Genomic DNA, 25,986 nt, shown 5'->3' with positions numbered 1-25,986 from the left:
GTTATGAAAAGATATATTCTACTTGTTTTTGGATTTATTATCTGCCTATCACAAAGTGGATTTGCACAGAAAAAACTCTCTGAACAACTAACGTTAACCGCAATGGAAACGATGTTTAGAGACAGCATTTACACTAATAATCCAAAAGGCCCCAAATGGACTTATGATATGGGTGTGGTGCTTGAAGGTGCTGCTGTAGTTTGGAGAAATACTGGCAATGGCGATTACTTTAAATACATCCAAACTTCGATGGATGCCTATGTTGATAAGACCGGGAACATTAAAAACTACAAACAAGAGGATTACAATATCGATAATGTTAAGAATGGAAGATCTTTATTGCTTTTATACAAAGTTACTGGGCAACAAAAATATTTAACCGCTGCAACACAATTATATAATCAGTTAGAAAAGCAGCCAAGAACTAAGCAAGGCGGTTTCTGGCATAAGAAAGTTTACCCAAATCAGATGTGGTTAGATGGTTTATACATGGGCGAACCTTTTTATGCCGAATACGCCGCTTTAATGAAAAAGGATGATGCTTTTACGGATATCGCCAACCAGTTTATTTATATGGAGCAAAATGCGCTTGATAAAAAAACAGGTTTACTTTATCATGGCTGGGACGAATCAAAGGAAGAAAAATGGGCGAATAAAACCACGGGAACTTCGCCAAACTTTTGGGGGCGGGCAATGGGCTGGTATATTATGGCTTTGGTTGATGTGCTTGATAATTTTCCAACAAACCACCCAAAAAGACCAGAATTACTTGCCATTTTGAAACGTACAGCGAATACAATTGTTAAATACCAGGATGCTAAAACAGGTGTTTGGTACGATGTTATGGATATGCCCAACAGAAAAGGGAATTATCTTGAATCTTCAGCATCGAGCATGTTTGTATATGGTTTAGCAAAAGCCACCCGGCAAGGAAATTTACCTAAATCTTATTTCTCCGCAGCAGAAAAGGGGTATAAAGGTTTACAAAAAGAATTTGTTTCCACCGCTGGTAACGAGCGGATTAATTTAAATGGAACGGTTGCGGTTTCTGGCTTGGGTGGCAAAAACCCATATCGCGATGGTAGTTTTGAATATTACATCAGTGAAAAAGTAATTACAAATGATCCAAAAGGTGTTGGCGCATTTATTTTGGCTGCTGCCGAAATGGAAACTGCTGCATTGCCAAAACCCGGAAAAGGACTAACGGTAACGGTAGATAATTACTTTAATAATGAATTTAAAGATGGACCTGCAGGAACGAAAATCCCATTCCACTATTTATGGGATGAAGATGATAATAACGGCTTTTCACTATTCGGAAATGTTTTTAACCAGGCTGGAGTAAAAATAGCAACACTTGCAGATGCGCCAACATCAAAAAACTTAAAAAGTACCAACATTTATATTCTTGTTGATCCTGATACCGAAAAGGAAACGGCTACACCAAATTATATGAATGCAGAGCATACCAAACAAATTGCCGAATGGGTTAAAGATGGCGGTGTTTTAGTGATGCTTTTAAATGATGTGGGCAATTGCGAAATCACAAAGTTTAATGTGCTTCCAGAAATATTTGGCATTCACTTTAATGAAGATAGTCGCAATAAAGTGCAAGGCAACAATTTTGAACAAGGCGCAATAAAAATCCCTCAAAACAACAGCATTTTTAAAACGGCTAAGCAGGTTTATATCAAAGAAATTTCAACAATTAAAGTAAAAAGCCCTGCAATTTCTGCATTAACGGATAATGGAGACGTAATTGTAGCTACAGCAAAATATGGCAAAGGAACGGTGTTTGCCGTTGGCGATCCATGGTTTTACAACGAATATATTGATGGACGTAAACTACCCAAGGATTTTGAAAACTTTAAAGCAACCAACGATCTGGTAAATTGGCTAATTAAGCAAGTGCCAACTCAAAAATAAAAGTTATGAAGATAAAAATAAGATTATCACTGGCGCTCTCCTGCCTGCTGGCTTCTTGTTATGCACAATTGCCAACAGATTCTATTGCAGATAAAATGCTTATTTATCAGTTGGGTAATGGCGGTTGGCCCAAACAACTACAAGATAAAAGCGTGGTTAAATATGAAAACCCACTTACACCCGAGTTAAGGGATTTAATAAAATCAACTAAAGATTTGCATGCTACTTTTGATAATAAAGCCACCAGTAGAGAGGTTGTTTATTTGGTTAAAGCCTATAAAAAAACTCATAATAAAGCTTATTTAAAAGCAGCTGAAAAAGGTATTGATTACATTCTTGAAGCACAATATGCAAATGGTGGTTGGCCTCAGTATTATCCAGATAAGGCCCTATATCGTTCGGAAATTACCTACAATGATGATGCAATGATTAATGTGCTCAATATTTTGGAAGACATTTCAACAAAAAGCAATGATTTTGAAGTGGTAAATCCAGCTTACATACCAAAAGCAGAAAAAGCAGTAGTCAAAGGACTGAGTTGCATTTTAAAAACTCAAGTTAAACAAAAAGGAAATTTAAGCATTTGGGCGGCGCAGTACGATAAAGATTCTATGCTACCTGCAAAGGCCAGAAATTTTGAGCCGGCATCCTTAAGTACCAGCGAATCGGTTGGCGTAGTTCGTTTTTTGATGAGAATTAAAAATCCTTCAACAGAAATTAAAACAGCAATTGATGCTGCCGTGAAATGGTTTGATGCAAATAAAATTGTTGGATACCGCTTTGATGATATTAAAGATAGTACCAAAGCAAACGGTGTTGATCGGTTATTGGTAGCCGATGCATCTTCAATTATATGGGCACGTTTTTACAGTTTAGACTTAAACACACCCATATTTGGAGATCGTGATAATTCTATAAAAACAGATGTTATGGAACTGAGTTACGAGCGCAGAAAAGGCTATGCCTGGTATGGCAACTGGGCGAGGAAATTAATCGAAAAAGATTACCCGAAGTGGTTAAATACAAACGGAACAAAATAAAAAATAACCTCGTTGTTGCGGCCCGTTTGCAACAATGAAAATGAATAACAAATGATACTCAATAAAGAAAATTTAATCAATATAAATTCAGCAAGCGTAGTTAAACCCGATGCCAAAATTTTTGAATTGCCCGAAAAAGTAATTCAGTTTGGTACAGGTGTTTTGTTGCGCGGCCTACCCGATTATTTTATTGATAAAGCCAACAGAAAAGGCATTTTTAACGGACGTATTCTGGTGGTAAAATCTACAGCAAATGGTGGAGCTGATGAGTTTTCAAAACAGGATAATTTATATACGCTTTGTGTAAAAGGTGTTGAAGGTGGTGTATGTGTAGAAGAAAACACGATAAATTCATCTATTAGCCGTGTGCTTTCTGCTGCACAGGATTGGACAGAAATTTTAAAAGCCGCACACTCCCCAGAAATGAAAGTTGTAATTTCTAATACAACAGAGGTGGGAATTGTGATGAGCGAAGATAAAATAACCGATAACCCACCAAAGTCTTACCCAGGTAAACTATTGGCTTTTTTGCATCAACGTTTTACTGCTTTTAATGGTTCCGAAGAAAGCGGAATGGTGATTATCCCAGCAGAATTAATTAGTGATAATGCCAGTAAACTAAAAGAAATTCTTTTAGAACTTGCCATTCAAAATAAACTCAACTGGGATTTTCTTCAATGGTTAAAAACAGCAAATTATTTTTGCAATACTTTGGTTGATCGGATTGTACCGGGCAAACTTCCTGAAGATGAACAAAAGGAAATTGAAGCAGTTTTAGGTTATAACGATGATTTAATGATTATGGCAGAACCTTTTAGGCTTTGGGCAATTGAATCATCAAACAAAAAGGTAGAAGAAATTTTATCGTTCTCACAGGCAGATAAAGGCATTTTTATTGTTCCGTCAATCAATAAATTTAAAGAACTTAAGTTGCGCCTATTAAATGGTACCCATACTTTAAGCTGCGGATTAGCAATTTTATCTGGTTTTAATACCGTTAAAGAGGCTATGGTTGATGCTGATTTTGCAGCTTATGTTAAAGGCCTAATGCAACAAGAAATTTCTGAAGCATTGATAAATGAAGAAATAACCCATAACGATACTTTAGATTTTGCCGCTAATGTGAACGATCGTTTTAGCAATCCATTTTTAGAGCACCAATGGCAGGCAATTGCATTAAATTTTACCTCTAAAATGCAAATGCGCAACATTCCACTAATTAGAAAATTATACAGCCGAAATACCGAAGTTCCAGCACATATTGCCTTGGGTTTTGCGGCTTATATTTTGTTTAATAAGTGCGTAAAAAAAGGAGATAATTATATAACAACAGTAAATGGAAAGACTTTTCAGGTGCAGGATGAATATGCAGAGATTTTATGCAATTACTGGAAAAGTCCGGCTACGGTTGTAGAAAATATATTAGCAGATGAAAGGCTATGGTCTATTGATTTAACAAGATATCCAGGCTTTAAAGATGCTGTAAAAAAGAACGTAAATTTATTAAAAGAAGAAGGTACAAAAGCTGTAATGAATGGCTTGCGTGAAGAAAGGACAGTTTAAATGGTTACGAGAATTTTAAAAATCCATCCTAATGACAACGTGTTGGTTGCCTTGCAAAATTTAGCAAAGGGAGAAACCATTATTTACGATGGACAAGAATATATTTTGCAGGATGACATTCATGCAAAGCATAAATTTTTTATGCAGGATATGCATCCCGGCGATCCAATTATGATGTACGGTGTTTTGGTTGGAAAGGCACAGAACTTTATACCAAAAGGTGGCTTAATGAACACCGAAAATACCAAGCATGCATCAGATCCGTATGAATTTAGACCTTACCATTACGAGTGGCATGCGCCTGATGTTTCTAAATTTAAGGATAGAACTTTTAATGGCTACATCCGTTCTGATGGCCGTGTGGGTACTGCGAATTATTGGTTGTTTATTCCAACTGTGTTTTGCGAAAACCGTAATCTCGATGTAATTCGAGAAGCCCTACATAACGAATTGGGCTACGCAGTAACTGATAAATATAAATCTTATACACATCATTTAGTTGATGCCTGGAAGAACGGCGAAAGTTTAACAGAAGCTGATTCGGCTTCAATTTCTCAGGCCAACCCAGTAGCAAACAGGATTTTTAAAAATGTTGATGGTATTAAGTTTTTAAATCATCAAGGCGGTTGTGGTGGTACCCGGCAGGATGCTGCAGTTTTAAGTAAACTTTTGGTCGCCTATGCAGATCATCCAAATGTTGCAGGCGTAACGGTGCTAAGCTTGGGCTGTCAAAATTTGCAGGTTCATGATTTAATGGAAGATTTAAAACAACGCAATCCAAATTTCGATAAACCTTTATTCATTTTTGAACAACAGCAATCGCAAAGCGAAGAACAACTGGTTAAAGAAGCCATTAGAAAAACTTTTATCGGGCTAACCGAAATTAATAAAATAGAACGTCAGCCAGCTCCATTAAGTAAACTGGTTTTAGGTGTGAAGTGTGGTGGCAGCGATGGTTTTAGCGGCATTAGTGCCAACCCTGCTGTGGGCTACACTTCAGATCTTTTGGTAGCCTTGGGCGGTACAGTTTTGTTAGCCGAATTTCCTGAACTTTGCGGGGCAGAACAACAATTAATTGATCGTACAAAAGATGAAACTGCCGCACGTAAATTTATTCAGTTAATGAAAGCTTACAGTCAGGCAGCAGAAAATGCAGGCTCAGGTTTTCACATGAATCCTTCGCCAGGAAATATTAAAGATGGCTTAATAACCGATGCGATAAAAAGTACCGGAGCGGCAAAAAAAGGTGGTACATCACCTGTTGAAGATGTACTTGATTATACCGAAGCCGCTACAAAACCAGGATTAAATTTAGTTTGCACACCAGGTAATGATGTTGAAGCTACAACAGGTAAGGCCGCATCTGGTGCTACCTTAATTTTGTTTACAACCGGCTTGGGTACTCCAACAGGAAACCCGGTTTGCCCAACCATTAAAGTAGCCACAAATAATGCGCTGGCTAAACGAATGAGCGATATTATTGATATCAATACAGGTCCGGTTATCGAAGGTGAAAAAACTATTGAGCAAATGGGAGAAGATATATTAGAATATTGTATCAAAGCAGCAAGTGGAGAGGTAATTCCAAAAGCCGTTTTGTTAAATCAAGATGATTTTATACCTTGGAAGCGCGGAGTAAGCCTCTAGTTTAATTCGCTCTAAATCCTATTGTTAAATAACCAAATTGATATTTAAGGCACACGCAAGCATTAAATTTGTGTGTGCACTCTACATAACATCCACTTCAAATGAAACCTTTTTTAGACGAAAACTTTCTTTTGCAAAGTAAAACAGCGCAAACGCTTTACCATAACTTTGCAAAGTCATTACCAATTATCGACTATCACAATCACTTAATTCCAGAACAAATTGCCAATAATGTGCAATTTGCCAACATTAGTCAGGTATGGCTTTATGGCGACCACTATAAATGGAGGGCCATGCGTGCCAACGGTGTTGATGAAAAATACATTACTGGCGCAGGTTCTGATTATGAGAAATTTGAAAAGTGGGCAGAAACCGTTCCTTATACTTTACGTAATCCTTTGTACCATTGGACACATTTGGAGTTGCAACGATATTTTGGTGTAAACGAATTACTTTCTGGTAAAACTGCACAAAAAATATATGATGATTGCTCTGCTAAATTGCAAACCCCAGAATATTCAGTACGCGGCTTATTGGCAAAAATGAATGTAGAAGCGGTTTGTACTACAGATGATCCACTTGATAGCTTAAACTTTCATCAGCAACTGGCAAGAGAAGGTGCAAATTTGAAAATGCTTCCAGCTTTCCGCCCAGATAAAGCAATGAATAGCGATGATGTTGCAGGTTTAAACGAATATATTGATAAACTTGAAAGTGTTGTTGGTAAAAGCATCAGTAATTTTCAAGATTATATTGATGCATTAAAAAGCCGCCACGATTACTTTGCAGCTAACGGTTGTTCGGTTTCCGATCATGGTTTGGAGCAAATTTATGCTGAAGATTATACCGAAGCAGAAATCTCGGCCATCTTTGATAAAATCCGTAGCAAACAAGATATTTCTTATCAGGAAAACCTGAAATTCAAATCAGCAATGCTGGTTTACTTTGCAGAATGGGATCATGAAAAAGGTTGGGTACAACAATATCATTTAGGTGCGTTGCGCAACAATAATACACGTATGCTAAGTAAGTTGGGGCCAGATACAGGTTGGGATTCAATCGGCGATTTTAGTCAGGCCAGAATGTTATCTAAATTTTTAAATCGATTAGATACTCAAGATAAATTGGCTAAAACCATTATCTACAACCTAAACCCTGCCGATAACGAATTAATTGCCACCATGATTGGTAATTTTAATGATGGATCTGTTGCAGGCAAAGTTCAGTTTGGCTCTGCCTGGTGGTTCCTTGATCAAAAAGATGGAATGATAAAACAGTTAAATGCACTATCAAACATGGGGCTTTTAAGTCGCCTGGTTGGTATGCTTACAGATTCACGTAGTTTCCTTTCTTTTCCTCGCCACGAATATTTTAGAAGGATCGTTTGTAACCTTTTTGGAGAGGATGTAGAGAATGGAGAATTGCCTAACGACATGGAGTGGATTGGCAAAATTGTGCAGGATATTTCGTATTTTAACGCAAAAAATTACTTCAAATTTTAATAAAAACGTGCTTTTTGAAGGAAAATGATTCGAAAGAAATCATTTCAATCGTTTTCCTTTAATTTTCAACCTAACTATGAGAAAGGGTCGAAATACGCCGATTAAAGATAAAAATGACTGACCAAATATCATCCCTGTCAAAAAAAAGAGAAAAAGTTTTAAGCTTTGGAGAATTACTTTTACGCATCTGTCCGGATATGGATGGACAATGGCTTAAAGAAAATAAATTACCCTTTTATGTTGGCGGTGCCGAGCTTAATGTAGCCACCGCACTTGCCCTTTGGAATGTACCTTCTGCTTACTTATCGGCTGTGCCAGATCATTCAATTGCACATGAAATTGTAGATGATTTAGCGACTAAAAACGTTGATGTTTCTAAAATGATTTTTGCAGGTAACAGGCTTGGTTTATATTATTTGCCCAAGGGGAAAGACCTTAAAAATGCAGGTGTAATTTATGATCGTGCAAATTCTTCATATGCAGATTTACAAGTGAACCAAATTAATTGGGATGAAGTTTTTGAAGGTGTAAGCTGGTTTCATTTCAGTGCTATCTGTCCGGCAATTAGTCAATCTGTAGCCGATGTTTGTTTAGAAGCTGTAAAAGCTGCAAACGCAAAAGGAATAACCATTTCTTTAGATTTAAATTACAGAGCCAAGCTTTGGAAATACGGTAAAGAACCGATTGATATTTTACCCGAGCTGGCAAAGTATTGCACGCTGATTATGGGTAATGTTTGGGCCGCCAATAAAATGTTGGGGATTGATTTGCATACCGATTTAACAACCGATGGTGCTTATGCAAAGGAAACGTTACTGCAACAGGCAACCAATACCTCAAAAGAAATTATAAGTTTGTTTCCGGCATGTAAGGCGGTCGCAAATACCTTCCGTTTCGATCATGGTAAGGGAATAAGATACTCAACAGCAATTTATACTGATAACCAATTAACACTTTCAGCAGAATATATTTCAGATGAAATTTTGGATAAGGTAGGTAGTGGAGATTGTTATATGGCGGGGTTAATTTATGGTTTCTATAACCAGCTACCCGTACAACAGGTAATTGATTTTGCAACTGCAGCAGCCTACGATAAATTGTATATACCAAGCGATGCCACAACAAGCACCGTAACCGATATAGAAAAAAGAATTATACGTGATGATAAGTAACAAGCATAAAATTTTAGATGCCATTTTAGAACAAGGCATGCTTCCTCTTTTTTACCAGGATAGTGAAGAAGGAAGTGTAGAAATATTGCGCACTTTATATAAAGCAGGCGTTCGTGTTTTTGAATATACCAACCGAGGTAAATCCGCATTGCCAAACTTTAAAAAGTTAAAGGAAATTAGAGATGCAGAAATGCCTGATCTTTATTTGGGGATTGGAACCATAAAAACCCCGGCCGATGCACATGCCTTTATTGATGCCGGAACGGATTTTATTGTAGCACCAATTGTAAACCCAGCTGTTGCAGAAATTGCAAATAAATTAAATATGCTATGGATTCCTGGTTGTATGACGCCTACTGAAATTAGCGTTGCACAGGAACACAAGGCAATGCTAATTAAAATTTTCCCTGCAAATATTTTAGGCCCAGAATTCGTATCATCCATTAAAGATTTATTTGCCGGACAATTATTTATGCCAACCGGAGGAGTAGAAATTGATGCTGATAATTTAAAAACCTGGTTTAAATCTGGTGTTTGTGCCGTAGGTATGGGCAGTAAATTAATCAGTAAAGAGGTTATGAGCAAAGGCCTTTACGAGGAATTATTCGACAATACAAAACTTGCGCTGGAATTAATTCAGCAGAGTAAATAAAAAAACCTAAACACCAAACTAACCAAATGAACCAGGAAAAGATTGGTAAATACAGATGGACCATTTGTGCCCTTTTGTTTTTTGCCACAACCGTAAATTATTTAGACAGACAGGTACTGAGTTTGCTTTCGGGCAAGCTTGAAACAGAATTTAACTGGACCAATAGCGATTACGCAAACATTACCGCAGCATTTCAATTTGTTTATGCCATATCCATGCTTTTTGCAGGCCGGATTATAGATAAATTAGGTACAAAATGGGGTTATGCTGTTGCCATTATTGTATGGTCATTAGGTGCAATTTTGCACGCAAAAGCAATTCCTGTTGGAGGTGCCATTTCTTCGCTTTTGGCTTTAGTTGGGGTAACAGGAATTTCAATTTCTGTATTGGGTTTTATTGTTTCCAGAGCCGTTTTAGGGTTTGGAGAATCAGGAAACTTTCCAGCAGCCATTAAAGCTACGGCAGAATATTTCCCTAAAAAAGAACGATCATTAGCTACAGGTATTTTTAACTCAGGGGCAAACGTTGGGGCAATTTTAGCACCAGCAACCGTTCCTTACATTGCCGAAGCCTATGGATGGGAAACCGCCTTTCTAATTATTGGTGCAGCGGGCTTTTTATGGTTAATTTTCTGGTTTATATTTTACGATAAACCTGAGGAACAAAAACGTTTACACAAAGCAGAGCTTGAATATATTTTATGTGATACCGATCAAAAAGTTATTGTACCAACAGAATCTGAAACCGAAGCTAAAAAGGTTTCATGGTTTAAGCTATTGGGATACAAACAAACCTGGGCTTTTACATTTGGTAAATTTATGACAGATGGCGTTTGGTGGTTCTTCCTTTTCTGGTTGCCTTCTTATTTAAAGGCACAATATGGCATGGAAGGTACGTCAATTTCATTGCCACTATTTGTGTTGTACAGTATGACGATGATTGGAAGTATTGGCGGTGGCTGGTTCCCTGCATATTTTCTTAAAAAGGGCTATAATGTTTACGAAGGTCGCATGAAAGCTATGTTTGTAATTGCGCTCTTTCCGTTGGTAATTTTACTGGCACAACCACTTGGTCATTACACCTACTGGGTTCCAGTAATTTTAATCGGGATTGGCGCTTCTGCGCATCAGGCATGGTCGGCAAATATTTTTACAACCGTTTCAGATATGTTTCCTAAAAAAGCTGTTGGCTCTATTATCGGTATCGGCGGTATGGCTGGCGGTATTGGCGGCGTAATTGTATCAAAAGTTGGTGGTGCTTTATTTGATCACTATAAAACATTAGGGCATATTCAAACAGGTTATACCATTATGTTTGCGTTTTGTGCCGTGGCATATATTATTGCCTGGGTAGTAATGAAAACATTAGTGCCAAAAATGAAAATTATCGAACTTTAAAATAGATAGGGCATTGTTAATGCAATGCCCTATTTCTTAATATCAATCTATACTAAAACCATAGATTAACCGAACCATTAAACTAATAACAACCAAATTGAGTACATCATTAAATCTCGACAATCTCTTTGTCGAAGAAAGTCAGATTCCGGATGAATTTAGGCTTTCAGAAGAAATTAATCAGAAAGAGTTTCTCTCCAATGGAGAAATGAAAACCTGGAGCGGGCCCTTTAACGAGGTTTATTCACCCGTTTGCGTAAAAACTCCTGAAGGTTTGAAGCGAAAACGTATTGGCAGTTTTCCGGTGTGTACCGAAAAGGAATCAACCGAAGCATTGGATGCAGCCGTAGCAGCTTACGATAATGGCAGGGGCCAATGGCCAACCATGAGTGTTGCCGATCGAATTACATGCGTAGAAAACTTTACACATAAAATGCTTGAGCAAAAGGATATTGTTGTAAAGTTAATTATGTGGGAGATTGGTAAATCTTTCTCTGATTCCGTTAAGGAATTTGATCGTACTGTAGAATATATTTATGCAACAATTGATGCTTTAAAAGATATCGACAGACAATCTTCTCGCTTTGAAATTGAGCAAGGCATTATTGCTCAGGTTCGTCGTTCTCCGCTTGGAGTAGTATTGTGTATGGGGCCATTTAATTATCCTTTAAATGAAACGTTTACTACGCTTATTCCTGCTTTGATAATGGGCAATACGCTTTTGTTTAAACCACCTAAACACGGTACTTTATTGCATTATCCTTTGCTTGAAGCTTTCCGTTCAAGTTTTCCTAAAGGGGTGGTTAATACAATTTATGGCCGCGGCAATACCATTGTGCCAGGCTTAATGAAATCGGGAAAAATAAATGTACTAACGCTTATTGGTTCAAGTAAAGTAGCCAATGAGCTTAAAAAACTTCACCCTAAGGTAAACCGTTTACGTGCTATATTAGGCTTGGATGCTAAAAATGCAGCCATTATTACAAAAGATGCTGATTTAGATCTTGCCGTTTCTGAAACCGTTTTGGGTTCGCTTTCCTTTAACGGACAGCGCTGTACAGCAATAAAAATTGTTTATGTGCACCGCAGTTTGGCTCAGGAATTTTTAAAGCGTTTATCTGCAGAAGTGGAGAAGTTAAAATTCGGAATGCCTTGGGAAAAAGGAGTAGCACTTACACCGCTTCCGGAATTAAATAAACCAGAATATTTAAAAGAATGTATTGATGATGCTGTTGCACATGGCGCAAAAGTGGTAAATAAAAACGGTGGTCAAACGCTAGAATCTTTTGTTTATCCTGCAATTATGTACCCGGTTAACAGTAACATGAAATTGTATCGAGAAGAGCAGTTTGGACCAGTTATTCCTGTTGTGCCTTTTGATGATTTAGAAGAACCTATAGAATATTTAATTGGCTCGCCACACGGACAGCAAGTGAGTATTTTTAGTAATAATGCGGCAGTAATTTCGTCGCTTATTGATCCTTTGGTTAACCAGGTTAGTAGAGTGAATATTAATTGCCAGTGCCAGCGTGGTCCTGATGTGTTTCCTTTTACCGGGCGTAAAGACAGTGCTGAAGGTACACTTTCGGTAGTTGATGCTTTACGTTCGTTCTCTATCCGATCTTTGGTGGCAACTAAGCTTACCGATAATAATAAAAAATTACTAAATGAAATTGTAAGCGATAACGATTCCAATTTCTTAAGCACGAAATACATTTTTTAAATTGTAAATCTGCTTCAATAAAAAAGGTTACCTCGAAATAATTCAGGGTAACCTTTTTTTGTTTCAATGCTTTATTTAAGTTTTTTCGCTATATCTAATTTAATATCCTTAATTCCCTTTACAACCAAGCCAGCTATAGTTTTTGCCCCTTCAGGACTTAAATGAGTATTGTCTTTTTTCCCAGTTGGATAATTAACATTTCCTGAATCAACGTAGTTAAATAATTTGATTGACGGCTTATCACCTAACTGTTTCAACAAGCCTTCAGTCATGGTAAGCACATCAATTAAGGGCACTTTTAACGAGTCAGCAACCTTTTTAGTTACAGTAGGATATTCACCATGTGTATCCGTAAGTTCGCCTTTTTTAAAGCTTCTTCTTGCAATTGGAGTTAGCAAAACAGGTATTGCCTTTTTACTTCGGCTTTCATTCACATAATAAATAAGATTAGCTTTAAACTCTGCCAGCGAAGTGCCAACCGCGGGTTTATCGGTTTTCTCATCGTTATGGCCAAACTCAATAAACACGTAATCGCCAGGCGATAATTGATCTGCAATAGGTTTCCAGTGATCGGTTGTTTTACCTGTTTTTTCGTTTACATCTGTTTTAAAAGATTTTGTACTTCTACCGTTTAATGCACGATTATCTACCGTTACTTCATTATTAAAAAAAGCTTGTAATTCCATACCCCAACCAGTTTCAGGGAAGGCTTCGGGCTTTTTATTTGCCGCAGTAGAATCGCCAATAATGTATAAAGTTGTTTTCTTTTGCAGCAAAGTAAAAGATGCTAAGGTTATTAGCGCCACGGCTACTAAAGCCTGAAAAAGTTTAATATTCATATTTAAGGTTTTGAGTTTAATTTTTAAGAGGATTCCAGCCATCTGAACCGCCTAAAATGTTTATTAATGTGTAAGTTTTAAATTCTTTGCTCGTTAATTGCTTCGACCAGTTTACCCTTGATGTGGGTGTTGCACCTGCACCTATGTTTTTATATTCTGCATAAAAAGCAGTTTTCTCTTTGTCAGGAAACATGTTATCACCTTTCCAGGGGTTCCATCCTTCAGCAACAATATGATTTTCTAAAGTACATTGTGCAAAAACCGTTTTAGCGTAGGGGCGCCACGGGCGACCTAGAAACACTTTTTTTACGGATGAATCTGCTATTAATTTACAATTGAAAAATACAAAACCGAACAATTGGCGTGGCGAAGTTGCTGCGGCTGTAATGTAAGAATCGGCAAGGCTTTTAATAATGCAATTTTGAAAAACGGCTGTAGCTTTACCGAAAATAAAATCGGTTGTGCCTTCTATAAAACAATCCTGATAATACTGTCGGCTGTTTTCTGTAGCCGCAAATAAGGTGTCTTGATTGCCTAATATTTTGCAGTTTTTAGCTTTAAAACGATCGCCTTCAACATGCAATGCAACGGCTTGCCCAACCTTTCCTGATGTATTTGCAATGGTTAAGTTCTCTAATGTAATATCGTTAGCAGCAATAAGGAAAGTGTAAGATGTGTAAGTTGTTATTTTATTTTGGCCATAAACATCCCTTTCCATCGCGTTTCCTTTGCCAGAATAATCGTTATAGGTAATAACGGTTTTTTCTGTGCTTTCACCAATTAAATAAATATTGGTTTTCCACGAAGGAACAATCAGCTTTTCATTGTAGATGCCGTTTTTAATATAGATTTTAATCTGTTTTTCCCCTAAATCACGAATAGAATTTATGGCTTCCTGTATGGTTTTATAATCTCCGCTTCCATTTTGTGCAACTGTAATTTGAGTGGGGTAAGCAACTTTTTGAGCGGCTACATTAAAAGCAATGATGAATAAAAACAGAATAGTTTGCAGGGCTTTAGTTTTCATTGATAAAGAAATATTTAACCAAAATAGTTACAGAATTTAACATTAACGCATAAATAATTTTTCAAAAAAAAGGGCAGATAAAATTATCTGCCCCTCGGGATGTGATCACGTTATTTAATAGGTCCATCTAGGATCGCCAATTGCACCGCCGCCAGAAGAAGCAGTTAACAATGGAGAATCTGTTGGGAGCTTAAAGTTTGTTGTAGCTGCTGTCCAGCCTAAATTTATGTTTGTTGTAGCAATTGCTGATGCCGGGAACGCTAATGTGCCATTTGAACCATCCGTTAGGTTAAATGCATTATTGTTGTTAATCGTTGTTGCTGACGTTGCACTAATTAACCCAGGCACTATTCCTGATCTTGGAGCATTTGCAATGATTGAATTTTTCATTGAAAAGCTAACTGGATTTGAACCTGAAGTTAAAAACAAATACATGCTCGATGCACCAAAATTATTAATGGTACAATTTGCAAAACTAATTGTTGGCGCAGCAGATACTACAGTTGTCGCATTTACTAAACCTGGAGAAAAATTATACAAGGTACTTTTGGTAACCGATAAGGTTTTAAACAAAAGCTTATTCAGGTGGAACATGTAATAATTATTAACGGTTACATCGTAAATTAAGCATTTATTAAATGTAATATCGCCAATACTATAGTTGTTCACTGTAGATCTATCACCTCTTACAATTCCAGTTCCAATACCATGTATTTTGCAGTTATCAGCAGCTATGTTGGTAAATGTTGCTGCTGTGGCATTACTACTAGCACTAGTTAAATCGGCAAAATAGGTGGCAGAATAAGTGGTGCCATCAAAATCAATGCCTGCAACTTTAAGCCCAGCACCCGTACCTAAAAGTGTAAACCCTTTAAAGTTTATTTTTGTTGTATTAGGGTTATTATTAATAGAACGTAGTGTAATTGTTTTGCCAGATAATGTAACAGCCGTTGGTAAATTATAAGTACCATCTGCCAAGCCAATAACAGCTTTATCAGCTGCGTTTGCCAATATGGTAGTCAAATTATCTGCTGGACCAACTTGTATGGTGTATACAACGGTTTCCAGGGTGCTAAAAGTTAAATAGCCATAGCTTTTAGTGCCAACAAAAATTTCTGCTGTATATTTTGTATTTGGTGTTAATCCTGCCGCTATGTAAGTTTTTGCTGCAATATCAGCAGCCGTTAAAGTAATAGTTGTAGCTGAACCTGTTGCTGGAGTTAATACAATTGTTGAGCCTTGCGGAAGTGTTTTGTAAAAAAGTGCAACGTTGGTTTCTCCAGCATCTGTTAAATCATCTCTAAATAATTGTGTACCTACAATTGAAAAGGCAGAACTAACCAAATATTTTGATTCAGGAACATTTGCTGCTGATGCTTTAATACGAGCATAATATTTAGTTCTTAAACTTAAATTTGCTTCTGTAACCACTAACCCGGTGGTATCTGATTTGGCCGAATATTTTATAGTAGAGAATAAAGAATCTACAGAGAAATCGACGCTGTAACTAAGTTTTCCACTTGCTAAAAGCGGAGCCGTCCAGGTTAATTTAGCTGATGTTTCTGCTGTAGTAACTTTTACATCTCTTGGTTTAAAGCTCCTTGCGGTTTCGCTGGGTTCATCCTCAGTTTTTTTGCAAGATGTAATAGCAACTGCCATGCAGCAAACCACAGCAAATGAAAGGCTAAATTGATATATAAATTTTTTCATAACTAATGCTTAAAAATTAGTAACCATAATTTTGAACCATAGCCGTATTGTCAATCAAAACAGTTTTAGGATATGGGAAGAGTTCTTTTTTATTGGCCTCAAAATAGTATGCAAAACCAGTTGAAGTGCTGGTATTCATATTTTCTTCTGTAAGCGATTTTCTCCAGTTTTTTACTGTGTAACCGCTGCCACTTGGGGCACTTGACGTACCTAAGCCTGGCGTAATGAATACGTTGTTTGGTGTGCCACCATAAAGATCCAATGTAGCAACTTCTTGTACGCTGGTTCCTTGTAAGTACGTGCCTTCTTTAGCATAAATGTAATCAGGAATACCTGCATACTGCCCTGTACCAGCAATTAATGCACTTAGTTTTGTACGTGTTTCGGCAAATTTACTTGCCATTAAGTTCCAGCGGATTAAATCGTATTTACGTACACCTTCGCCACCAAACTCTAATAAACGCTCTTTTACAAGTGCATTAAAGAAACCACTTTTATCAGTTGGTGTTGCCGGAATTTGGCTTTCGAAACCTGCATAAGCTCTTTTTTGTACATCTTGCAAAGCTTTTATGGCTGCAGCCGATGGAGCACCATTAATTTCGTTATCAGCTTCTGCGTACATTAATAAAATATCTGCAAAGCGTAATATTGGCCAGTTTACAGCAAAATTTTGAGATGCAGATGAGCCATTAAAGGCTGTCCATGATTTACGAAACTTGCCATCGGTAAAATTGTTAAGCGTATTGATAATTTTTTTCGATGAAGCTACAATTTCAAAAACGCCAATCGTTACATCACGTCTGCAATCTTTAGATGCATCAAACTCATAAAAATAAGTAGGTATTGCATTCATACCTGCACCGCCTGATCCGAAGGTAGACGCAGAATTAAATCGAATTCCATTGTAATAACCCAATTTACTATCCGTAGAGGCATTACTTCCAAAAGCGGCTACTTCAAATATTAATTCGTGCTTATCATCCACTCGAGCTCCATGTAAAGATTTAAAAATGTTTTCGTAAACCGGATTTAAATCATGGTCGCCACGGTGATTCATAATATCCAAGCACTCATCATAAGCAATTTGATAAAATTTCAAATAATCCGCTCTGCGTTCCATGGTATGTGTTTCTGTTCTTAAAGAATAGCCACCTCTTGCTAATGCAATTCGTGCTCTTAAGCCTTTAATCGCACCTTTTGTAAAACGGAAGCTACCATATTCTGTTAGTGCGCTTCTCCAAGGCACTAAATCTTCTGCAGTTTTAAGGTCGGCAATAATCTGATCGTAGGTATTATCGCGATTAACATTAGGCATATTGGTTGATGGAAGCTCTGCAGATGGAACAAATGCAGCAGGTACATCACCCCAGTTTCTTATTAATTCATAAAAAAACTGTGCACGTAAAGTCAATGCCTCACCGTAATATCTTTGCATAAGTGCTTTATCTGAGGCAGATCCACTTGTATAGGCTTTAGATAAGGGAATGTTTTTAATGCATAAATTGGCACGCTCTATACCTGAATATAATTGTGCAAAAGGATTGGCAAGCTCCGTATTGTCAGAACTTGCTCCGTACATGCTAATTCCACGGCGATCAGATGAACTGTAACTACCCGATGTTTTAAAGTCATCAGCCGTTTGCGGATAAATGGTTGATAGCCTGTTGCCATAACCATTATCGCCACACAACCTATTATAAACACCAATAAGGGCAGAGTTTGTTGTACTTGGGGTTTCGAAAACCAATTCTGGCGTAGTGCTTGAAGGGGATTCTACATCTAAATATTTTTTACAAGAAGAGGTTAAACTTAATGCTCCAATAGCCATTACCATTAAAGCAGATTGTATCGTTTTATTTTTCATTTCTGTTATGCTAATGATTAAAATACCAGGTTAATACCAGCTAAAATGTACCTGCTGCGTGGATAAGCCGCATAATCAACTCCAGGAGTAAGTGGGTTTGATCTGCGGGTATTTGCCTCAGGATCATATCCTTTGTAACCTGTTATGGTATATAAATTATTCACCGTACCGTAAATTCTTAATTTTGAAATCACGCCTGTTCTTTTCATTAGTTTTTCCGGTAATGAATAACCAAGCGTTACGTTGCTGATTCTTAAAAACGAACCGTTTTCTATCGCATAAGAAGTTAAAGCGTAGTTACCTGTTGTAGGCGTCCAAAGCGTGGTGTTTTCGTTCATTGCCGTTAACAAAACTGGATCGGTAATTTTAATGCCATTGGCATCAAAATTTTGCCAGCGATCAGTCATAACCGATAAAAGATTGTTATCCTTAACATTGTATTGCGAAGTAAACTCAAGCTTATTTGCGTTATAAACCTTGCTACCTACAGAGAAGTTAACGAAAACAGTTAAATCAAAGTTTTTGTAAGCAAACTGATTGTTAAAACCACCTGTAAATTTTGGTTGCGAAGTACCTAAAACAGTTCTATCATCATCACCAATTAACATACTGGCAGAAGAAGAAAGTTTTTTAACTTTCATATCGCCTGGTTGTGGTGCTCTGTTACCTAACAATACCGAGCTGTTTGGTACATTAGGTTTTAAAGTATACGTGTAACTGCCATTGGTGTTTTGTACATAAGTAAAATCATCAACAGTATAGCGACCATCAGATATAAAGCCATAAAACTGACCAACAGGTTGCCCCACTTCAACTTTAAAATCGCCTAAACTATTTACCCAGCCCGATTGGGTAATGTAAGAATTTACACCATTTTGCAACTCAACAATTTTATTTTTGTTAAATGAAATGTTGAAACTGGTATTGTAAGTAAAGTTTTTAGTTTTAATGGCGTTGTAGTTTATCTGAAGCTCAAAACCTTTATTTTGTGTTTTACCTACGTTCTGTTGCTGCGTGTTGTAACCAGTTGTTGAAGCTATATTCGCGTTTAGAAGTAGGTTTTTAGTTCTGTTATCATAGTAATCCAAGTTTAACGACAATTTATTTTTAAATAAATCTATATCGATACCTGCACCTTTTGAAATATTGGTTTCCCACGTAATATTTGGATTTGAAAGAACTGTTCCATTAGATGATCCTGAAATTAGGCCAGTTGAAACTGAAGCATCAGTTGCCGCGTAGCCACCAAGAGTTGAGTTAGAATAAAATAAAGTTCTGAATAAATCTTGTCCGATTCTATTATTTCCTGCTGCACCGTAACTTACTCTAACTTTAAAGTTATTAAGCCAATCTAACTGCATCTTTTTAACAAATTCCTCTTCGGTTGCTCTCCATGCAATTTGTGCCGATGGGAAATAACCCCATTGTTTCCCTGGCGCAAATAAAGAAGAAGCATCAGTTCTAAAGTTTATTGTAGCCAAGTATTTGTTTTGGAAGCCATAAGATGCTCTTCCGAATAAAGAAAACTGTCTTGTACCCGAGATAAGAGATGTTGGTTTATCCTGTACAGAGCCAGTTGGTGGCTCAGCTTTCTGGATACTTCCAAATGCTTCATCAGCAGATATTCCAGCCGGAAACCACTTAATGGTACTGCTGTTAGATTTAAGATCCAACATGTTAATTTCTTGCCCTACCAAAAGATCTAAACTATGATTCTTTCCTAAATTTGGTCTATAGTTTAAAGTATTGGTATTGATAATAGATTGTTGATTCGAATTATCTAACTGAATGGCAGGTAACCCCCCGTTATTGCGCCCAACATTACTCACTGCACCATTAAAAGTATTCACTTTTCTATCGGTAAAGTTCATACCGATGGTACTTTTAAATGATAAGTTTTTTAATATTTGATACGAAACATAGCCACTGCTGATTAAGTCGTTTCTGTAATCGTATTTTAATTCCTGACCAGCAAGTGTAATTGGATTAGTTAAAAAGGTTGTTAAATAATCAGAATCAAATAAATCGCCCGAATCTCCACCACCAGAATATGGTTGATAACGAACTGCATTTCTTAAACGGTTTGTACCTTGAGATCCTGTAGATGATGTACCTACACCATCAATGCGCTGGCGGCTGTAACGAACGTTTACACCCATACGAAACTTATCTGAAATTTTATGGTCAAAGCGGAAAGAAGCAAAAGTTCTTTTATAGCCCGAGTTAAGCATAATTCCGTCTTCGCCGGTATTATTTACAGAGAAATTAAAAGTTGTTTTATCTGTACCACCAGCAACACTTAATACCTGTGTATTGCTCCAGGCCTGGCGACCGAAAACTTTATCTTGCCAATCAATTTTTGGAATATTTTTATAAATATCTAAATCCTCAAAAGTGCCGTATCTTTTAGTAAAATCGTCTTTTACCGTTTGCGCCGTATTGTTGTTGTACAACTCGTATTGGTATTTTACAAACTCATAAGGGTTCATTACATCCAATTTGTTCACAATCTGTCTGGCACCACCATAAGCATCAAATGAAACAATGGTACGGCCATTTTTCCCACCTTTTGTGGTAATAATAACTACACCATTTGCGCCACGGCTACCATAAATAGATGTTGACGCCACATCTTTTAAAACATCAATAGATTGAATTTCGTTAGGGGATAAAATAGAAAGTGCATTTTCTACCTGAATCCCATCAACGATATAAAGCGGAGAGTTATCGCCCGTTAAAGAACTTCCACCACGCACTTTAATTACAATTTCTGCACCCGGGCTACCTTCTGTTGTGGTAACCGAAACGCCTGCTAATTTACCTGCAAGGGCCTGTGCCGCTGTACTTACCGGAAATTGCTCTATATCTTTACCTCCGATAGATGAAACTGAACCAGTTAAAGCTTCTTTTCTTACAGATCCGTAACCGATGTTTACAGTAACTTCCTGCAGGGTGTTTGCATCCTCTTCTAAACTTACATCAAGCTTAGATTGATCGCTAACAGCAATACTGCGTGATTTATACCCCACGTAGGTAAACGTTAAAATAGCACCTTTTGCGGGGATACTTATTTTGTAAGCACCATTGCCATCGGTACTGGCGCCAATTTTTGAATCTTTAATGCTAACACTTACTCCAACCAGCGGTTGCCCGTCTGATTTATCTTTTACTATACCCGTTACCTGCTTGTTTTGCGCAAGTGCCAGGCCAACAGAAAAAGAGAGAAATGTTAATACGAGTAAAACTCTTCTCATAATCGTTTATTTATTTTGAAATTAATTTGGTTTCCGGTTAGAATGTGCCTGTTACAACACAAAGAATATTATTCTTGGTTTTTACTTTAAGGGATGGTTAATATTTGGTTTATTTTAGCTTAACAATTTTACAAACTAAATATTAATTGAACTCAGATTTAACCAAAAAACTGTGCAATCGTTCCCGTTAACGTTGTCAGGTAATGCTGTTAATTTTAACTTTAGCCAAGCTTAACGGATATTTTTTGTAAATTCGGAACTGGTACTTAATATGAGACTTGAAACATCCACAATAAAAGATATTGCCAAAGCTTTAGGACTCTCTACATCCACCGTTTCCAGGGCTTTGAGAGATCGTTACGAAATTAGTGAAGAAACTAAGAAAGTAGTGCTTGCATACGCCGAAAAGGTAAACTATAGAGCCAATCCAATTGCACGTAGCTTAAAGGAACGTCGTAGCTATTCTATCGGAATTATAGTTAGTGAAATTGCGAATAATTTCTTTTCTCAGGTTATAAACGGCATGGAATCCATCGCTTATGATAAAGATTATCATGTTATAATTTCTCAAAGTCACGAATCTCACAAACAAGAAAAGCTCAACGTAGAGCATTTGGCATCCCGCTCTATTGATGGTTTATTGATTGCCCTATCTTCAGAAACTGAGGATATAGACTACCTGAGAGATCTTTATGCACGCGGTTTACCCATCGTTTTCTTTGATCGTGTACCCGAAAATTTTGAAACCCATAAAGTAATTGCCAATAATTTTAAAGGTGCTTTTGATGCAACCGAGCATCTTATTTTATCAGGTAAAAGAGTAATTGCCCATTTAACCAATTCAGAAACTTTATCTAACACTAAAGAAAGACTCGAAGGGTATAAAGCAGCACTTGCTAAATACCATATAGAATTTAAACCTGAGCTTGTAAAATATTGTCAGCATGGCGGTATGCATAGCGAAGAATTAGAAGTGGCTGTAAAGGAATTACTGAAACTTAAGCCCGATGGCATTTTTATATCAAGCGATCGCCTAACCACAGGTTGTATTATGGCCTTAAAAAACACCAACCCGGAGGTAGCCCACAAAATTGCAATTGCAGGCTTTACTAATTCTAATTTGGTTAATTTGTTTTCGCCATCATTAACATCAGTAAAGCAACCAGCATTTGAAATGGGACAAGTGGCTACAGAATTACTTATTAAAATGATTGAAGCTAAACGACCTGTAACTGAATTTGAAACCCGTGTTTTAGATACAGAACTGGTTAAAATGCACAAGCAATCAGGAAATCGCTTCCTTTAATCTTCTCTTTTTCCATCCTACCGCTCTTTTACTTACCTTTGCGGCATGGTAGAAATCATATTAAAAAAGGGCAAAGAGAAAGCTGCATTACAAAGACATCCATGGGTATTTTCTGGCGCACTAGATAAAGTTAAAGGAAAACCCGAAAATGGTGATGTAGTTAAAGTATTTGCTTTTGATAATGAGTTTTTAGCCTACGGGTATTACAACGCAAACTCCAGAGTGGCTGTGCGCCTTTTAGAGTGGGATGAAACCCAATTGATAAATAAAGAGTGGTACCAAAACCGATTGAAACAAGCCATAGCATCACGCCAGTTTATTTTAAGTGATGAAACAAATACATGCCGCCTGGTATTTAGCGAAGCAGATTTTTTACCGGGCTTAATTGTAGATCAATATGGCGATTTCCTTTCCCTTCAGATTTTATCTTCAGGCATAGAAAAAGTAAAAACTGACCTAGTTGAAATTTTAAGAACAGAATTAAAACCTAAAGGTATTTTTGATAAAAGTGATGCCACTGCTCGCGGTCATGAAGGTTTACCTATTGAAAATGGTTTGCTTTGGGGCGAAAATCCACCTGAATTTTTAGAAGTAAAAGAAAACGGAATCCGTTATAATATCAATATTGCTGAAGGGCAAAAATCTGGCTTTTATTGCGATCAGCGTGATAACAGGCACATTTTGGCTAGTTATACAAAAGGTAAAAAAGTGTTGGATTGCTTTAGCTATAGCGGTGGTTTTAGTTTAAACAGTTTAGCAAATGGTGCCGCAAGTATTACCAGTGTGGATAGTTCTGGCCTTGCTGTTGAAACTTTAAAACAAAATGTTGCACTAAATCATTTCGATGAGGCTAAAGTTACCGCAATACAATCTGACGTGAATAAACAACTCAGAGCCTTTAAAGAATCAGGGGAATTATTTGATGTAATTGTACTTGATCCACCAAAATATGCACCATCACGCTCGGCCTTAGATAGGGCTGCAAGGGCTTATAAAGACTTAAATCGTTTGGGTATGTTGTTGCTGGAAAAAGGTGGTTTATTGGCTACTTTTTCTTGCTCAGGAGCAGTAGATTTAGAAACCTTTAAACAAATTATTGCCTGGGCTGCGCTTGATGCCGGCAAAGAAGTTCAAATTATTAAGCAATTTAGTCAGCCAGAAGATCACCCTGTTCGTATTTCATTTCCAGAAGGTGAATATTTAAAAGGATTGCTTCTTAGAGTGCTTTAAGCGCTACATATTTATTTCAAACCGTTAACAAGCGGTTATGGAATGCGATATTTTTTTTGGAAAGCAAGAACTGTAATTCTCTTGAAAGATTGTTCCTGCTTTCCGCTTTATCCGACTAAAAAGTCGGGATGACGCTTCAATCAGGTTTAAGAATTAGGAAATTTTGGCTTAATCTAAACTTTTGTATTTAAACCCGATATGAGTGAATGCCACCGATTTTTATCGGGGCAGTAACGTTAGCGGGACTACTGTTTCCCAAATATTCCTGACCGTTCATTTTCAAATAGTTTCCTATATTTAAAGTAACTATGTCTTCGAGAAATCAAATTTCTTCTGAACTTTCAGGTAGCTGGTCGTATTCTCCTTTCCAGGCGTAAAAGCCAAAAATCATTAAGCCTAAACTAATTGGTAAAAAGATAAATAGAATAATTGCCCATTGTAAAATGGTATTTGTTCTTTCAATATCGGTATGTGTTAAACCAACTTTTTCAATGGCTTGTATAAATAGAAAAGTCATGGCTAGCGGACCTAAAACCATCCAAATTAATCCTAAAAATTTCTTTAATACTTTCATTATTTAATCGTTAATGTTTTCGTCTCTTTTATTTGATAAATAAACAGTTCCAATAATTAAACTTAATGCGGCTATTCCAATTGGGTACCAAAGGCCAGATAAGGGTGTTGAGCCTGAAAAACTGGCAATCAGTGTGGCAATAAAAGGAACTAAACCTCCAAAAACACCATTGCCAATGTGGTAAGGCAACGACATGGAGGTGTACCTGATTTTTGTAGGGAAAAGCTCGACCAAAAAGGCAGCAATTGGGCCATAAACCATGGTTACCAATAAAATTTGAAAGAAAATTAAACCCACAAATTTCCAAAAGGTAGCTGTAGGCAAAACCTTATCTTTTAATGCTGTTTTAGCTGGAAGAATCTTTCCTGATGCAGAAATGGTATCTGTGCGGAGCTTTGTAAATGAAGCTCCATTTTTTAAAATTACTGTAGTTGCTGTTGATCTTAGGCTATCGCTCGTGTTTGCAATAAGTATTGATGATGAAGGATTAACGGTAGAATAAGAAATGTCTACTTGCTCAATTTTGCTGTAATCGGTATCATTTAAAAAGGTTTGATAAATTGGACGGTAAAAAATAATACCGAGAAGCATACCTGCAAGCATAATCCATTTGCGGCCAACTTTATCACTCCAGGCACCAAAAACCACAAAGAAGGGTGTTGCAAAGGCAATACCCCAGAGTAAAATATACCTGGAATCATTGAAATCGAGTTTACAGGTATTCTCTAAAAATGATTGCGCATAAAATTGGCCTGTATACCAAATTACGCCCTGGCCCATAGTTGCGCCAAATAAGGCAAGCAAAACCATTTTGAAATTCGCACGGTTGTTAAAACTTTCTTTAAGTGGGTTTTTAGAAACCTTGCCTTCAGATTTTAGCTTTGAAAACATGGGCGATTCGTGCATTTTCATGCGGATGTAAATCGAAACTACTACAAGCACAATTGATAATAAAAAAGGAATCCGCCAACCCCAGTTACCAAAGGTTTCGGCACCTAAAATATTCTTGGTAATTACAATTACGCCCAATGAAAGAAAAAGACCAAGCGTTGCGGTGGTTTGAATCCAACTTGTAAAAAATCCTCGTCGGTTTTTGGGTGCATGCTCGGCTACATAGGTTGCGGCGCCACCGTATTCGCCACCTAAGGCTAAACCTTGGATCAGCCTTAAAATTAAAACTAATATAGGCGCAGCATATCCAATGCTTTTATATGAAGGAATTAATCCAATTAAGAAGGTAGAGCCGCCCATTAACACCAATGTTAAAAGGAAGGTATATTTGCGACCAATTAAATCACCTAATCTACCGAAAACCAAAGCTCCGAAAGGACGTACAATAAAACCCGCTGCAAAAATGGCAAGTGTATTAATTAGTGCTGATGCTCCAGCATCTTCAGGAAATAACTGATGACCGATAATTACCGCTAAACTGCCGAAAATATAAAAATCGTACCACTCAATTAAAGTGCCGAGGGATGACGCACCAATAACTTTAAAAATGTTGTTTTTAGGGATGATTTCACTCATGAAAGGAATATTTGGTTTTTCTAATATAGATTA

Annotated in this window: 18 protein-coding genes; 11 read left to right on the top strand and 7 right to left on the bottom strand. The window is 37.1% G+C overall.

Annotated features, from left to right (window positions below):
* Positions 1-3 precede the first annotated feature (3 nt).
* The 9 genes from EHC72_RS09960 (at position 4) to EHC72_RS09920 (ending at position 12,622) form a co-directional block, all read left to right on the top strand.
* On the top strand, positions 4-1,926 hold the full coding sequence (locus EHC72_RS09960) for a glycoside hydrolase family 88 protein (protein ID WP_131537538.1): 1,923 nt from the start codon (positions 4-6) through the stop codon (positions 1,924-1,926).
* 5 nt (positions 1,927-1,931) lie between these two features.
* Positions 1,932-2,966 (top strand): pectate lyase, encoded by a 1,035-nt coding sequence (gene pelA / locus EHC72_RS09955; RefSeq protein ID WP_131537537.1) that lies wholly within the window; start codon positions 1,932-1,934, stop codon positions 2,964-2,966.
* A 51-nt stretch (positions 2,967-3,017) separates the two neighbouring features.
* Positions 3,018-4,529, top strand: coding sequence for a tagaturonate reductase (locus EHC72_RS09950; protein WP_131537536.1), 1,512 nt, complete (start codon positions 3,018-3,020; stop codon positions 4,527-4,529).
* A complete protein-coding gene (locus EHC72_RS09945; RefSeq protein WP_131537535.1) occupies positions 4,530-6,176 on the top strand; it encodes a UxaA family hydrolase in 1,647 nt (548 codons plus the stop codon).
* 101 nt (positions 6,177-6,277) lie between these two features.
* Positions 6,278-7,678 (top strand): glucuronate isomerase, encoded by a 1,401-nt coding sequence (uxaC, locus tag EHC72_RS09940; protein ID WP_131537534.1) that lies wholly within the window; start codon positions 6,278-6,280, stop codon positions 7,676-7,678.
* Positions 7,679-7,791: 113 nt separating this feature from the next.
* On the top strand, positions 7,792-8,850 hold the full coding sequence (locus EHC72_RS09935; RefSeq protein ID WP_131537533.1) for a sugar kinase: 1,059 nt from the start codon (positions 7,792-7,794) through the stop codon (positions 8,848-8,850).
* Complete coding sequence (locus EHC72_RS09930) at positions 8,840-9,502, top strand: bifunctional 4-hydroxy-2-oxoglutarate aldolase/2-dehydro-3-deoxy-phosphogluconate aldolase (RefSeq protein WP_170311724.1); 663 nt, start codon at positions 8,840-8,842, stop codon at positions 9,500-9,502. Before EHC72_RS09935 ends, EHC72_RS09930 begins: the two co-directional genes overlap by 11 nt.
* A gap of 26 nt (positions 9,503-9,528) precedes the next feature.
* Entirely contained in the window at positions 9,529-10,899 is a 1,371-nt protein-coding gene (locus EHC72_RS09925) for an MFS transporter (protein WP_131537532.1), read from the top strand.
* Positions 10,900-10,996: 97 nt separating this feature from the next.
* Positions 10,997-12,622 (top strand): NADP-dependent glyceraldehyde-3-phosphate dehydrogenase, encoded by a 1,626-nt coding sequence (locus EHC72_RS09920; protein ID WP_131537531.1) that lies wholly within the window; start codon positions 10,997-10,999, stop codon positions 12,620-12,622.
* Between the two features lie 71 nt (positions 12,623-12,693).
* On the opposite strand, the gene EHC72_RS09915 is transcribed toward EHC72_RS09920, so the two are convergent.
* The 5 genes from EHC72_RS09915 to EHC72_RS09895 all read right to left on the bottom strand — a co-directional run bounded on the left by EHC72_RS09915 (position 12,694) and on the right by EHC72_RS09895 (position 21,316).
* Complete coding sequence (locus tag EHC72_RS09915) at positions 12,694-13,461, bottom strand: rhamnogalacturonan acetylesterase (protein ID WP_131537530.1); 768 nt, start codon at positions 13,459-13,461, stop codon at positions 12,694-12,696.
* Between the two features lie 16 nt (positions 13,462-13,477).
* Positions 13,478-14,488: a pectinesterase family protein gene (locus tag EHC72_RS09910; RefSeq protein WP_131537529.1), complete on the bottom strand. Its 1,011-nt coding sequence runs from the start codon at positions 14,486-14,488 to the stop codon at positions 13,478-13,480.
* Positions 14,489-14,602: 114 nt separating this feature from the next.
* Positions 14,603-16,198: a DUF4957 domain-containing protein gene (locus EHC72_RS09905; protein ID WP_131537528.1), complete on the bottom strand. Its 1,596-nt coding sequence runs from the start codon at positions 16,196-16,198 to the stop codon at positions 14,603-14,605.
* Between the two features lie 16 nt (positions 16,199-16,214).
* Entirely contained in the window at positions 16,215-18,062 is a 1,848-nt protein-coding gene (locus EHC72_RS09900; protein WP_131537527.1) for a RagB/SusD family nutrient uptake outer membrane protein, read from the bottom strand.
* A 17-nt stretch (positions 18,063-18,079) separates the two neighbouring features.
* Positions 18,080-21,316, bottom strand: coding sequence for a SusC/RagA family TonB-linked outer membrane protein (locus EHC72_RS09895; protein ID WP_131537526.1), 3,237 nt, complete (start codon positions 21,314-21,316; stop codon positions 18,080-18,082).
* Between the two features lie 271 nt (positions 21,317-21,587).
* On the opposite strand from EHC72_RS09895, the gene EHC72_RS09890 reads away from it, so the two are divergent.
* Positions 21,588-22,622, top strand: coding sequence for a LacI family DNA-binding transcriptional regulator (locus EHC72_RS09890; protein WP_131537525.1), 1,035 nt, complete (start codon positions 21,588-21,590; stop codon positions 22,620-22,622).
* 45 nt (positions 22,623-22,667) lie between these two features.
* Positions 22,668-23,852, top strand: a complete 1,185-nt coding sequence (locus EHC72_RS09885; RefSeq protein WP_131537524.1) for a class I SAM-dependent rRNA methyltransferase — start codon at positions 22,668-22,670, stop codon at positions 23,850-23,852.
* 322 nt (positions 23,853-24,174) lie between these two features.
* On the opposite strand, the gene EHC72_RS09880 is transcribed toward EHC72_RS09885, so the two are convergent.
* Both EHC72_RS09880 and EHC72_RS09875 read right to left on the bottom strand, forming a co-directional pair.
* Entirely contained in the window at positions 24,175-24,426 is a 252-nt protein-coding gene (locus tag EHC72_RS09880) for a DUF6814 family protein (protein ID WP_131537523.1), read from the bottom strand.
* A gap of 3 nt (positions 24,427-24,429) precedes the next feature.
* Entirely contained in the window at positions 24,430-25,953 is a 1,524-nt protein-coding gene (locus EHC72_RS09875) for an MFS transporter (RefSeq protein WP_131537522.1), read from the bottom strand.
* Positions 25,954-25,986: the final 33 nt, after the last annotated feature.

The sequence above is a fragment of the Pedobacter nototheniae genome (genome assembly GCF_004335085.1).
Classification (GTDB): Bacteria; Bacteroidota; Bacteroidia; order Sphingobacteriales; family Sphingobacteriaceae; genus Pedobacter; species Pedobacter nototheniae.
Note: the sequence above shows the minus strand (reverse complement) of the source record. Positions and strands in the feature narration are given on the sequence as shown.